The sequence below is a fragment of the Pelorhabdus rhamnosifermentans genome, assembly GCF_018835585.1.
Classification (GTDB): Bacteria; Bacillota; Negativicutes; order UMGS1260; family UMGS1260; genus Pelorhabdus; species Pelorhabdus rhamnosifermentans.
On sequence record NZ_JAHGVE010000008.1, the window covers coordinates 34,941 to 48,558 of the forward strand.

The 13,618-nt window shown below is 36.9% G+C and carries 15 protein-coding genes; 11 read left to right on the forward strand and 4 right to left on the reverse strand.

What is annotated here, in order from left to right:
* The first annotated feature begins 11 nt into the window (after nt 1-11).
* Genes Ga0466249_RS11175 through Ga0466249_RS11220 form a run of 10 tightly spaced genes read left to right on the forward strand, consistent with a single transcriptional unit; the run spans nt 12 to nt 8,924 of the window.
* Nucleotides 12-455 carry an NlpC/P60 family protein gene (locus Ga0466249_RS11175; protein WP_215829548.1) on the forward strand — a complete coding sequence of 148 codons (444 nt, stop codon included), beginning with the start codon at nt 12-14 and terminating at the stop codon, nt 453-455.
* A 49-nt stretch (nt 456-504) separates the two neighbouring features.
* Nucleotides 505-2,886, forward strand: a complete 2,382-nt coding sequence (locus tag Ga0466249_RS11180) for a phage tail protein (protein WP_215829549.1) — start codon at nt 505-507, stop codon at nt 2,884-2,886.
* 12 nt (nt 2,887-2,898) lie between these two features.
* Nucleotides 2,899-3,489, forward strand: coding sequence for a CoaC/EpiD family decarboxylase (locus Ga0466249_RS11185; RefSeq protein WP_215829737.1), 591 nt, complete (start codon nt 2,899-2,901; stop codon nt 3,487-3,489).
* A gap of 33 nt (nt 3,490-3,522) precedes the next feature.
* Nucleotides 3,523-3,882, forward strand: a complete 360-nt coding sequence (locus Ga0466249_RS11190; protein WP_215829550.1) for a hypothetical protein — start codon at nt 3,523-3,525, stop codon at nt 3,880-3,882.
* A complete protein-coding gene (locus Ga0466249_RS11195) occupies nt 3,879-6,533 on the forward strand; it encodes a hypothetical protein (RefSeq protein WP_215829551.1) in 2,655 nt (884 codons plus the stop codon). Before Ga0466249_RS11190 ends, Ga0466249_RS11195 begins: the two co-directional genes overlap by 4 nt.
* A 46-nt stretch (nt 6,534-6,579) precedes the next feature.
* Nucleotides 6,580-6,837, forward strand: coding sequence for a hypothetical protein (locus tag Ga0466249_RS11200; RefSeq protein WP_215829552.1), 258 nt, complete (start codon nt 6,580-6,582; stop codon nt 6,835-6,837).
* 3 nt (nt 6,838-6,840) lie between these two features.
* Nucleotides 6,841-7,398 carry an N-acetylmuramoyl-L-alanine amidase family protein gene (locus Ga0466249_RS11205; RefSeq protein WP_215829553.1) on the forward strand — a complete coding sequence of 186 codons (558 nt, stop codon included), beginning with the start codon at nt 6,841-6,843 and terminating at the stop codon, nt 7,396-7,398.
* 2 nt (nt 7,399-7,400) lie between these two features.
* Nucleotides 7,401-7,901, forward strand: coding sequence for a hypothetical protein (locus Ga0466249_RS11210; protein WP_215829554.1), 501 nt, complete (start codon nt 7,401-7,403; stop codon nt 7,899-7,901).
* Nucleotides 7,894-8,085: a hypothetical protein gene (locus Ga0466249_RS11215; protein ID WP_215829555.1), complete on the forward strand. Its 192-nt coding sequence runs from the start codon at nt 7,894-7,896 to the stop codon at nt 8,083-8,085. The genes Ga0466249_RS11210 and Ga0466249_RS11215 overlap by 8 nt, the downstream gene beginning before the upstream one ends.
* Nucleotides 8,086-8,096: 11 nt before the next feature.
* Nucleotides 8,097-8,924: a carboxypeptidase-like regulatory domain-containing protein gene (locus tag Ga0466249_RS11220; RefSeq protein WP_215829556.1), complete on the forward strand. Its 828-nt coding sequence runs from the start codon at nt 8,097-8,099 to the stop codon at nt 8,922-8,924.
* A gap of 111 nt (nt 8,925-9,035) precedes the next feature.
* Here the strand turns inward: Ga0466249_RS11220 and Ga0466249_RS11225 are convergent, their stop codons facing one another.
* The 4 genes from Ga0466249_RS11225 to Ga0466249_RS11240 form a co-directional block, all read right to left on the reverse strand.
* A complete protein-coding gene (locus Ga0466249_RS11225) occupies nt 9,036-10,121 on the reverse strand; it encodes a hypothetical protein (protein WP_215829557.1) in 1,086 nt (361 codons plus the stop codon).
* Between the two features lie 10 nt (nt 10,122-10,131).
* Entirely contained in the window at nt 10,132-11,571 is a 1,440-nt protein-coding gene (locus tag Ga0466249_RS11230) for an MBOAT family O-acyltransferase (RefSeq protein ID WP_215829558.1), read from the reverse strand.
* Between the two features lie 343 nt (nt 11,572-11,914).
* Nucleotides 11,915-12,166, reverse strand: coding sequence for a hypothetical protein (locus Ga0466249_RS11235; protein WP_215829559.1), 252 nt, complete (start codon nt 12,164-12,166; stop codon nt 11,915-11,917).
* A 286-nt stretch (nt 12,167-12,452) separates the two neighbouring features.
* On the reverse strand, nt 12,453-12,728 hold the full coding sequence (locus Ga0466249_RS11240) for a nucleoside recognition domain-containing protein (protein ID WP_246588645.1): 276 nt from the start codon (nt 12,726-12,728) through the stop codon (nt 12,453-12,455).
* A 113-nt stretch (nt 12,729-12,841) separates the two neighbouring features.
* On the opposite strand from Ga0466249_RS11240, the gene Ga0466249_RS11245 reads away from it, so the two are divergent.
* Nucleotides 12,842-13,612 carry a patatin-like phospholipase family protein gene (locus Ga0466249_RS11245; RefSeq protein ID WP_215829560.1) on the forward strand — a complete coding sequence of 257 codons (771 nt, stop codon included), beginning with the start codon at nt 12,842-12,844 and terminating at the stop codon, nt 13,610-13,612.
* Nucleotides 13,613-13,618 lie beyond the last annotated feature (6 nt).

A 13,618-nucleotide genomic window follows, 5' to 3' on the forward strand; every position in this document is an offset into this window, starting at 1 on the left:
GGAGTAATAATATGACTGATAAAGAAAAATTAGAACGTGAAGCGATAATTAAAGAAGCCCTTACATGGCAGAAAACTCCTTACCACTGCGGGGGCCGAATAAAGGGCGCAGGAACTGATTGCGGCCTATTTATTTTGCAAGTTTTTGAAAATGTTGGCTTATTACCACATATTGAAATTCCTACATATCCAATAGACATAGCGGCAAATTGTGCCACTCCTATGTATTTGAACAAGATTAAAGAATATTGCCATGAAGTTAATAGAGAGCCCTTGGTCGGAGATATCATCGTTTATAAGATGAAGGGTTCTCTTGTTCCACACCATGCCGCGTTATGTTGTGATAAAGAATTTATAATTCATAGCCATGTTAAAACTGGAGTTACTTTGTCAAATAGAAAAGGGTTTAAACCATTCGAAGTAGGAATTTATAGTTTCGATGGTTGGAATGATTAGGGACTCAATTGAGTCCCTTTTTTATTGCCCAAAAGGCGGTGATTATTAAATGGGTGGCCTTTTTAAAAGTAGCTCTGTTTCATCAACCGAAAGCCGCATAAGTTCATTTAATGTGACTCAATCCAGTTATGGCGCGGTTATCAATTTAGTTTTTGGCACAACAAGAGTATCAGGAACACTGATAGACTATGATGATTACACAGCTATCGCGCATACCACGACTACCACTTCAGGTGGAAAGGGCGGTAGTGTCAAGTCCTCTAATACAACCTATACATATACGGTAGCAGCAGCAATCGCATTAGGCGAAGGTAAATGTACTAACATAGGAAAGATATGGAAGGGTAGTAGTATAACTGACCTTGGCGGCGAAGGAATGACATTATTTAATGGCTCTGTTGGTCAGTCTGCTTGGGGCTATATGTTAACCAACCACCCTGAAAGAGCTTTAGGATATTCAGGGACTGCCTATGTTGCTGGTGTCCTTGATTTAGGTGATAGCGCAAGCCTACAAAATTATAATTTTGAATATTACGGACTATGCCAGAATCAGCAAGCGACTCCAACAACAAACTTATATCAACAATATGCATTCCAGAAGACTATTACTATTTCAAACTGGTCTTCAAATAGCGGTGTATATGAATACGTATTTGGTTCTGGATGGGTATTGCTTGATACAAGATTTTATACGATTACGCAGGATACCGACACATATGGTAATAAGCGAACCGGTGTTTATACTTATACGTTTAACTTTGATGACCGTACAGATGGGTATGATCGCGTTGATCCATTGAATATACGGATTTATTACGTTGCTCTTTCGGCTAGTGTCCAGTATACAGCTAAAGACGCAAATCCACGTGATATCATTTATGAAATCATGACTAATCAAACGTATGCTTGCAAATTCCCTGTCCCTTATATTTATGATTGGTCAGATTATTCTACTTACTGTAAGACAAATTCATTATTACTATCGCTCGCGCTTACTTCACAGTCGCAAGCTAAAGACACTATAGATAACTTGCTTGAAGCAACAAATTCAGAAATAATCTGGTCACAAGGTAAAGCAAAAATAATTCCTTATTATGATAATTTAACACCGATTTATAACATTGTTGACGATAAGCTTATTAATCAAGAAGATGATTCAATTGTTACAACTAGAACTTCGCAAGCTGATGTTTATAACTGCGTTCCGCTTGAATATTTAGATCGAGATAACGATTATAATACGGACGTTGTATACGCTACAGATTTAGGCGACGCTGATTTAAACGGAGTTTTGCAAATGTCAACTAAAACTCATCACGAAATTACAAGTAAGGCGGTGGCGCAAGCTGTAGCAGAAGTAATTAAACAAAAACAGCTTTATATTCGCAATCAACATGTTATAAAGTTAGGGCAAGAATTTATTTTGCTTGAACCAATGGACCCGGTTACTTTGACGCTCGAATTAGCAGGCCTTGGAATTACGGCACTACGAGTAGTTTCAATTAAAGAAAGTGGAACAGATTACACACTCGAAGTTACTTTAGAAGATAATCTAAGCGGCGTATGCTCTGCGCCGGAATATGAAACACAATCAGCAACTAGAACGACTGTAGATTATAATGCTGATCCTGGCAGTGTTAACGCACCAATTATATTTGATCCGCCTCCACAGTTAACAGGTGGGAATTTAGTTGCTTGGGTGGCGGCTAGTAGCAATAATAAATATTGGGGCGGCTGTAATGTTTGGGTTAGCGCAGACGGTAACACATATAAGCGTGTCGGACAAATAACGGCTCCTGCGCCAACTGGAATACTATCTACTGCATTACCAACTGGTACAAGTCCTGACACTACGAACACGCTTGCCGTAGATTTAACTGAATCTAACGGTCAGTTATCTAGCGGTACTCAGGATGATGCAACAAATTACAATACAATTTGTTACGTTGATGGTGAATTAGTCGCTTATGAAACGGCTAATTTGACAGCTGCTAGCAAATATAATTTGACTTACCTTGTCCGCGGTATTTACGGTACTTCGATTGCTTCACATGCCATAAATTCAAAATTTGCGAGGTTAAACGATGCAGTATTTAAATATCAATTTGTTGATGTAAATATAGGTCAAACAATATATGTAAAATTGACTTCATTTAATGTGTTTGGTCAAAAAGAGCAAACGTTGGATGAAGTTACGCCCTATACTCATACGCTGACTAACAACGGCAAAGGTAGCACAAACAGTTATACATTTACTCAATCTACTGCAAGCACCGTATGGACGATTACTCACAATTTGAATAAGCGTCCTTATGTTTCATGCATTGATACGAGTGGCAATTCTATTGAAGGGACTATAAGCTACACTTCACTAAATGCTTTGACTATTACTTTTTCAACTGCATTGGCTGGTTCAGCATATTTAACATAAGAAGGTGATTATTTGGCTGGGAAAAATTATTATACTGATATTGATATGCATAATAATAAAATTGATAATTTGCCTGACGCTACAGAAAACAAGCAACCGACAACATTACAGCAATTAAATGATAAAATTGCTGCCTTGGTCAACTCTGCCCCCGCTACACTGGATACTTTAAACGAGTTAGCTACAGCTTTAGGGGATGACCCAAATTTTGCAACTACCATAACAAACTTAATCGCTGCTAAAGCTCCTTTGGTTAGTCCTACAATAACAGGAAACCCGACAATTAACGGGGCTGAACCTGTTGTTACCACAGACCCTAGACTGACCGATTCTAGACCCCCTTTAGCGCATAAATCAACTCATGGTATCGGAGGAAATGATACACTGTTACCTAGCGATATTGGAGCAGCACCAACAGAAAATCCATCATTTACAGGAACAACAAAACTTGGTTGTACTCCGGGAACCGTTAATCTCAATAATTATCAACTTACATTGTATGGGAACAGCGACTATTTATCATTTTCATGGAATGATGGTGATGGAAATCGTAGAGAAATTGCATTTACTGCCCCAGCTGCAGGCGGTCAAAGAATATTTTAAAATAGATAATTATTATATGGGAGGAGGCAGTATATGGCAGATGCAACATTAACAATCAAGCAAGGTGAAGATTGGGATAAGTTGTTGACTATCCAATATTCAAATGGCTCATTATATGATTTATCAATTTACAGTGCTGCTTATATGCAAATAAAAGCTACTCCACAAGATACCAATCCCGTGGTAACTGTAACAACAGCATTATTACCATCTACTTCTCAAATTAAAATAAATTTAACCCACGAACAAACTTCTGCTATCCCTGCATGGGGAAAAACGAGCGACGATGTTACAAATTATGTTTCTGATATTTTTTTAGCAACTACGACAAATACAATAAAAAAACTATGTAGTTTAAATATTGAAGTTGAACCGGAGGTAACAAAAATATGAGCGACACCGTAGTAATTACAGTTACTGGCGAAGATGTAACGGCTGCTGCATTGGCTTCACAACAAGCAGCGGCAGCATCAGCAACAGCAGCAAAAACATCTGAGACTAACTCTAAAATTAGCGAGACTAATTCTAAAACTTCTGAAAGTAACGCTCTAATTTATGCCAATCAAGCAGCGGAAAGCCAAGTAACAGCCGCTTCGTCTGCAAATGCCGCTAATCTTGCAGCACAAGCACAATCCGACTTAAATTTTGCAACTTGTGCATTGATGAATGCTGATTTAGCACATGCCGCAGGAATTAAAGCACTAATTTATGCAGACAAGTATGTAGCAGGAAAAAACTCTTATACTATCTCATCTAATTTTGTAGCTGGCGACACAGTAGCATTTGATGGAATTACTTTTACGGCTGTAGCTTCTAGTGCCGTAGGAAATCAATTTGTTGTAGGTTCTGATACAACTACATCAGCGACAAACTTAACGGCTGTGATGAATGCTAACACTACGATTAATACCCTATTTACTGCCACATCAAGTACAAACATAATTACTATTACTGATACTGCATTAGGTGGAGGAAATACCCCGGGAACCATGTTAGTTACTGGAACGGGCGTAATTTCTGCTGGAACTGCCATTATCAGTACTTCAAATGGAATTTGGATTAAGCAGGGTGCGCCTGGTGCAGGTAGTTGGCAAAAATCATTATGGATACCACCTGTTGCTGATAAATCAATTAAAACAGTTAGTATATTCCCGGGAGCAATAAATGATGATGTGATGGCTATTGGCGATATAATTATTAATAAAGGAAATATAAAGTTTGACAGTAACACTAGCATATTAACTATTGCTGGAATGCGCTATAAAAAGCGTGATGGTTCATTTATCGAAATGCCATTAGTAAATGGTGTTGCTAGCACAGCATCAATTGCATTAACTGGTGAATATGATTATATTATGGCAGACTGTTCAGGAAGCTCTATTAATTTATATAAAGGAACGAAAACATATTTTTGGCAAGAAATAAACTTGCTTCCAGATGTATTTGTTTTATTATATAGCAACGCTGGTTTCTTACAATCGAGATACGCCAACGTAAACGAGCAAATTACTCCTAAAAGCGTACAAGTAGTTGAGAATGGAATTGAAATACAAGGTCAGAATGTAACTGTGAAGTATCTTCGCGCTGCTTTTCCAGGAACAAGTTGGGGGTTTCATGATTTAGCTGCACCTGTATCATTTACTTTATCTAATTATGAGTATCTTATTATGGAGATACCCATTGATAAAGTTAGTATTGGTGAGGCTGATATACAAGTTTATAAAGGAACCAAGGCTTATCCTTGGAACGAATCATTGTCATTTAATAAATCAACGTTACTAGGTAGAAATGGAACTGATTTGTATAGTCCACACCATCAAGTACAAAATGCAATTGATAAGCTTCAATCTTTTACAATAACGCGGACTGAAAAGGTTGTAAAGGTTGGCGGTACTATTGGAACAGATTGCGATTTCACAGATATAAATACAGCTTTAGACACAGTAAGTGGTACTTCGCTTTCAAAGGTTGTATTACGAGTTTTAAATGGTACTTATGATGTGTCAAGCGATGGACGTAATTATACTGGTATGAAAAACTATGTAGATATAATTGGTCAATCGCGTTCGGGCGTACAAATAGTGCGTAGAATGTCGAACTATAATGCAGTATATGCTACTTTTGACCCTGTGTATTATGGATCTGAAATTAATCGTGCTTCGCTTAGAAATATGACAATTATTTCTAATAATTGTAAATGCCCTGTACATATTGATGGTGATCAATTAAACGGAACAATTGAAGTTATTGATTGTGATCTAATCAATGAAAACCCCGCATCAAACGAGAATTATCAAAATGCTCTTGCATGCGGGTTAAGACAAAATCAGCACGTCATTGCAAGGGGTGTTCGCACAAACGGAACTTTATGGGCGCATAATTCAAATACACATTATTTAGGCGATGGCTGTAGTTTTGAATTGTATAACTGCATATCAAGATATATCCAAGTAGGCGATTTATTAAGTTATGGTAAAGATAAATTTATTGCAGAAGGTTGCCGAGCTGAATATCTAAAACTTAGATACTACAAGGATTATGGTGGACAATTGTCATATGTGGAACCTAGTTGGGAATTTCAGCTTCGTGGTAATAAAATAGAGCGAATACTCGCCACATATACTGACAACATCGAAGTCCCATTTTCTACAGGGGTATTTGGAGATTTATACGGTGGTAAATGGGGCATAGCTGACCCGTCAATTCATGCCTATTGTAAAAATACAAGCATGTCGGCTATCACACGGGGAACATTATTGACACTTGATTCGGCATCTGACATGGCGGGTGTAAAAGCCTGGTCATTTGGCAATAATCTGTATGGCGTAGCGTTAGATAATATGGCAATCGGTGATTTCGGAATTGTTCAGGATGGCGGCTTTGTTCCTATTAGTGCTGATGGTTCTACGTCGAACATTGCTTTTAATGATCCGTTGGAACTCAATAGTTCAGGTATCGCTGTAAAAAGAGTTTCTGGTGATATTGTTGGATATGCAAGAGCAGCAACGACAACCACAGGAACATTACAAGTTAAATTAGTTTAATTAGGCGCGTAAGCGTCTATTTTTTATGTCTAGGGGAGGGCGAGGCGTGAGTGAAATATTAACTAATATTGTAGCCACTATTGCGATTATTACCTTTGTTGCTGGTGTTGTCGCAGGAATTACAAAATACATAGTTGTTAATCCATTGCAAACAGCAATTAACGCACTAAATGATTCGGTTAAAGAGTTTAAAAAAATGCTTGATAGTATGAAACTTGATCAACAAGGAATTGACAAACGCCTGATAGTTGTTGAGCAAAGTTCAAAGTCTGCTCATCATAGGCTGGATAAATTGGAGGGATAGAAAATGGCGAAAATTTTCATAAATCAAGGACATGCACCAAATGGAGAACCGGATCCGGGGGCGGTTAATTCCGTTACAGGGCTACGTGAAAGTGACGTAGCCTTTTCTATTGGTAATCTAGTATCAAAGTACCTAAAGCGAATTGGATACGAAACGCAGGTAATGCAAAGTGATTCGTTAGAAGAAATATGTTCAGCAGCAAATAATTGGTCTGCGGATTTATTCATATCAATTCACTGTAATAGTGCAGCTGACGATTCAGCAAAAGGAACTGAATGCTGGGCATGTGCTGGTTCTGATGAAGGCGATAAGCTTGCAAACTGCATTGATGCTCAGATAGTCAATTCGATTAAGACTATTGACCGTGGCTTAAAAATCGCTACACCACACGTTAACGGGCTGTATGTGCTGACTAACACGAATATGGTTGCCTGCCTAGTTGAAACGGCTTTCATTAGCAATGCAGATGATGAGAAATTGTTAAGCGATTCTACAATGCAAGATCAGTTTGCTAGGGCAATCGCTAGAGGTGTAACTGATTATCTATCGAAAGGAGCCTGAATATGAGTACAGGAACAATTAAGATTGTCTTCGTCCACGGTAGCGGATTTGTAAGCGAAACAATAGAACGAGTTGAAGAATTTAAAGCCACGGTGAAAGAAGGATTTGTTCCTTCGCACTGTGGCATTATTGTTGATGACCATTTTCGTGAAGCTATAGCCAACGGGTTTGTTGAATCTGATGTAAATAAATATCCTGCTGAAATTGTTCGAGTGTATGAGCTTGATGTTTCGAGCATGGAGGCTGTCAGAGCTAAGTTTCAAGAACTGTCAGGCCGCGAATATGGCTATCGGGCATTATTTAACGGATTCCTATATACAATTGCAGGCATAGAGACAAATGGTGATGGTGAGGCTACTGGAGATTGTTCGGAAGATGATACTCGTATTATTCGTGCCGATAGGCCAGACTTTATTTCTGGTATTCCTGCTGATGATGTTACGCCTCTTATATTGATGGATAATATTATTCCGATTGCTAGATTGGTGCATCTTAATGCCTAACGAAATATATGGAGAAATCGACTTAATCCATCAAATTAATGCAAACACGTCAATAGAGATTGACCATGATACTGACAACAATACCATTGCAACGTTAGATTTAAGTATCAACAAAAATACAGGCGTTTCGTTGTCTAAAGATAATCACGGCAATACGAAAGCTACTCTGACCGTAAAAATATAAGGAGGTAGCTGATGAACATTCCCGAAATAGGGAGACAAATTTCACCTTATTTAATAAAATTAGCTGAATCGCCACCCGTACAAGCTGAAATTGAAGCTGTAAAGGCGGCGATTATTAGTATAGTCGAAAACCAATCTATATCAATTTTCACGCGCATAATGCGTTGGATTATAAAAAAAATTAAAGGAGACGATAAAATGGGAAATGTAAATATTACTGTAAAAAATAGCGAAGGCGTAGCTTTACAAGGGGTAGCAATCAGCTATGAAATTAGTGGAATTGGCACAACCACAACGTTGACAGATGTAAACGGCTTAGTTTCGGTGGCAGGACTTGCGGATGGTGCTTATAAATTTGTAGCTGCGTTAGTTGGCTATAACAGTGGAAAAGCTGAATTGACGGTTACAGAAGGGGCTACAGTGGAGGGAGTAATTACATTGGTCGCAACCGCGATTAATACCGTCGAGCAAACGATAGCTAGTGCTATCACAGCCGCAGAATCGAATACTACGACTACAGTTTCCGATGATTGGAAAACAATTAAAGCGGCTGCTGAAACTGCACTCTCTGGATTGTCTACCAGCGTAGCAAATTCAGACCTTACTTCCAGCACAGTACTAACGGACATTTATTCACAGATCACTACAGTAATTCAGACGGCAATTGGCAAAGTAGATGCCTACAAACATGAACTTATGGTTTCACGTCACAGTAAAGATTTTTGGGAGTGTGTATTGATTGACGCTAAACTTGCTGGTATCACAGTTTTTGAGTATTTTGTATCAAAAGAGATAAATAAAATAAAGTCCGAAATCGAATCAAAAATTGCCACATTCTAAACCCGTCGATTTCGACCAGTTTAAAAGTCCCTCAATCGGTTTATTCCGGTTGGGGGACTTTTTTTATTGCAGTAATTTTTCTATGTCTATAGAATGTAATATAAGTTATAACTAATTTTTTATAGATGAATTATCTTTATCATGATTTAATATTTCTACCCTTCTTTTTTCTATATGATAGTTAAGGCTTTCATGTGTCACAAAAGTTCCAAAATCAATTGGCAATGTTTTGCTATTATCATTAAATATCTTTGCAGCTATAATTTGACCAATCTTTGGGCGGTAATGACTTGTCTCATAATAATTGGTATCATCGTTAGTTATTGAATTATATCCTGAAAAATCCCAATAATCGACAATGCTCCCTAGTGACTGTAAAACTTTTAAATAATCATCAATATCTATCGAGTCTATCATTCTATGATTGTGTGGAGTAGTAAAAATTATGAGATTGATATTATTTTGTTTACAGATATTTACTATTTGCATAACGTCGTTTAGGTTTTCTTTCAAATGTTCATCTTTGACATCACGGTGCATAGCTTTATGAAAAGAAAGTTCATGTTCTACATAACTAGCAGGGCCTTTAATTAGTGCATTTTCTTTTGATTCTTGATGCCAACAACCAGTGGTATAATCTACTCGGGCATAATTAAAATCGTCTTGAACATTCTGCTTTATTTTACCAATTATACTTTCATAGGGAAATATGGTAAGATAGCTAACCTTATATTTAAGAAGACTAGTATTTATTACCTGAGGAGCATAACGAAGTAAGTAATTATCTGGGTTATATTTATATGTTGTTAACATTTCTAAAATATCAACTTGTAAATAGATGTTTTTAATAGTTCCTCCGTTGCTAAGAATAGACTTTATATTCTCCAAATTATCATACATCGTTCCTCCTGAGACGTAATAATTATAGAATTTTGCTTCTGGAATATACTTTTCGATAAAAGCCGGTTCGGTAGTACCTATTCTCGATGATCCAAACATGTATGAATTATATCGATTCATATTATACTTTAAAAACTCCGCTTTATTAAATCTGTCATTTTCTTGAAATTGTTTTGGTAAAATTTTTGTGTGAAATATGTTGTAAGGATCAACGATATAATTTGTTAGTATAATAACTATTGCTCCTAAAATGATAACAAAAACAAATTTTATATTGAATTGCTTATAAGTACTCATATATTTCTCCTTAAAATTGAAAGTAAAGAAATTCAGAAACGTTATTCAATTTAGTCAAAGCTGCTAAACAAAATGTGCTAATTAAAATTAGCCACGCAATTGATGGTTTGAAATTGCGTAATACTCTTTGACTATCTTCTATTGTAATGGCAAATATCAAAATAACTGCGATAATAACAATTTCCATTGACCCTGAAACTAAATACGGAAGATTTGCAAAGTGAACACCGAAATTTTTGAGGATAGTAAGTTTTATTTCATATTTAAATGGGAAAGTAACTCCTTGAGCTCCTAACATTGTAGCTGTTATCTGTAAAGCGTTTGAAACAGTACTGGATCGAAAGAATACCCAAGCAATGACTACACTAATAAAAGTAAATAACCATGCCAACAATTTCGGTAAAGAATATCCTGCTCTTATCCACAGGTGATTTATTACCAAGTAACAGCCATGCAGCCCTCCCCATATAACAAAAGTCCAGCCTGCCCCATGCCATAATCCGCCAAGTAGCATAGTTAGTAATAGGTTGCGAATTCGATTTATTTCACCATTTCTGTTACCTCCTAGAGGTATATACAAGTAGTTTTTTAGAAATGCAGATAAAGTAATATGCCATCTACGCCAAAAATCAATAATCGATGTCGCTTTATACGGCGAATTAAAATTAATTGGTAGCGAAAGATTAAACATGAGTCCCAACCCAATAGCCATTTCAGAGTAACCGGAAAAGTCAAAGTATAATTGCAAAGTATATCCTATTGCTCCAGTCCATGCCTCAATAAAACTTACCTTATCGGCATTATTAAATACGACGTTAACCCACGGTGCCAATTGGTCCGCAATTATAACTTTTTTAAATAAACCCATACTAAACATAGATATTCCTAATGCCATATTCTTTTGTGAAAAAACAAAATTTTTCAACTTAGAGAACTGCGGTATCATATCTTTATGATATAAAATAGGCCCAGCTATTAGGTGAGGAAATACCGTTACAAACAGGCTATATGTAAGTAAACTATATTTTTGAGTTTCACCACGATAAGCATCTACTAAATAAGCAATTTGGGTAAAAGTAAAAAATGAGATACCTAGGGGTAACGTTATTTTGGGAATAAAAAGTGAAGTGCCAAGTATATCATTAAAAGACTGCATGAAGAAGGCAGCGTATTTAAAGTAACCTAATAAAAATAAATTTGCTAAAATAGCAAAAGCGAGTAAATGTTTATTTCGTGTTTTTTCTATAAAGGAACCAATCGTATAGTTAAATGCTATTGAACCCAGTATTAGCGGTAAATATCTTATGTCCCAATATGAATAGAACACTAACGAAGCAATAACAAGTGAAACTGTCGCAAGTTTGGTCAATTTAAATTTTGCTAACATGAAATAAACTAATAATGCAATTGGTAAAAAGACAAAAATAAATTCGTATGAATTAAATAACATAACATCACCTCGGAAATTTTACTATATTATGACATTATACATTGTTTTCTCTAAAAAAACATATTATTTTATCAATTTAAATATATCTTGATCAAAATGCCGATGATTTTATGGTAAGAGAAAAATATTAATAAGGTAGAAAAATGTTTTTTAGACCTTCAACTATTTTGATGGAAAATTTAAGTGTTAGATCGTATCAATATATGAAGCCAAGGTAAAGACATAAGAGGTGGTACTATTTCAATCCGAGCAAACGCTAGAACGCATAAGAAAAGCCGTTGGTGTGTTGACCAACGGCGTGAAACAAGCGAAGATAAAGATTGAGATTAAAAGATAAAAATTGTTATACTACTTTTGATTTTTCTGTTAACGCAACATGCGGTTTATCTTTAGCGTAAAAATAATTATTGCGATATTCTTCGGTATTAACACAATCAGCGCAAATAAATTCACAGTCTGCCTTGAGAGCAGTAATAGCAGGAAATTTATCGTTATGTTTATTATTGTTCTCTTCAATTATGTGGTTCAAATTTTGAATGTCCACTTTTTGTGGTTGCTTGCATATTGCGCACTGAACAATAGTTTCGTTTGCCATATCTTAGACCTTCTTTTCTATAATGTTTTTTTACCTTAGTTATAAAATACTGCGTCTGAGATAATATTCCTGCCTGCAGCAAGAAGCCTCCAACTATTTTGCTGGAAGTTTTAAATATCATAACGACTATCTCATATGCTTTTTTACTATACAGCCCACACGACTGCGTAATGGCTATAGCAACGTCAATGATTTCTGCCCCTTCACGATAATGCTTGTCCATGGCAAATGTGAAGTATTTTCATTTTCCTTCATATAAATATCCTCCTCATATTGCTGAAATTCATTAGTACCAATTCGTAATTATTGCAAAAGCTCCAATTCCTGGAACATTAAAGAGGGGGCGCATCAGCGGTTCGAGTAGCACGCCGATGAAATGAACAATACCCAGTCCCATGAGGATTTCAGATAAGATAAAAAAGGGAAGGAGTGCGGGAAATACGACATTCCACCATAAATTAAGGCCCATGACAGCGGAGTCAAAGGTATCCTTCGGATATTCCACCATGGCAATAGTCATAAAACAAGCGGAGAATGCCACTAAATAGGGCAATAACTTCATGAAAAAATCCCTCCTCTATCTGAACCAGGCATGTAATATATATATATTGATAGCCTGGATTGGATATAACTAAAAGCTGACAGTGAAGTGTTAAACAGGAGGGGTAGGTAGTCATGAAGGCGAAAGTTGGTTTAGCGCTGGGTTCCGGTGGACTGAGGGGGCTTGCCCATATTGGTGTATTGAAAGTTTTGGTGCGAGAAAAGGTACCCATTGATATGATCGCGGGTTGTAGCATTGGCAGTTTAATTGGTGCGTTATTTTGTTCGGGTATGGACCTTGATATGATGGCCAAGCTTAGCAGGCATTTGAATCGCAGTTACTGGCTGGATTTCGTTGTTCCCAAACTAGGTATTGTGGCTGGTGATAAATTGCTTGAAATAGTACGTGTACTGACCAAACGCCAGTCTTTTGAACAACTGAAAATCCCACTAGCTGTTGTCGCGACAGACCTTACGAACTGTCGGGAAGAAATTTTCAAGACAGGTGATATTGCTGACGCTGTGCGAGCCAGCATTTCCATACCTGGTATTTTTGTCCCCTATGTGCTTGGAAGTCGCTTATTTGTAGACGGAGCCGTGCTAAATCCGACGCCCATTGATGTCGTCAAGCAAATGGGAGCCGATATTGTCATTGCTGTCGATCTTGTTCATTCCAATAGCGTCTGTAGTTTGACGAATATGTTTGATGTTATCTTACAATCTATTGATATGATGGAACGAGAAATTTTTAAACACAGGCAGCAACATTGCAATTTGGTCATTCGCCCGGAGCTGTCGCATATTCCACCTAGTGATTTTGAAGCTGCCAATGAATGTATTGTAGCAGGTGAAAAAGCGGCACAAGCGGCAGTGGATCAAATCAAAGAATTACTTGTTGATAAGTAAGGTCAC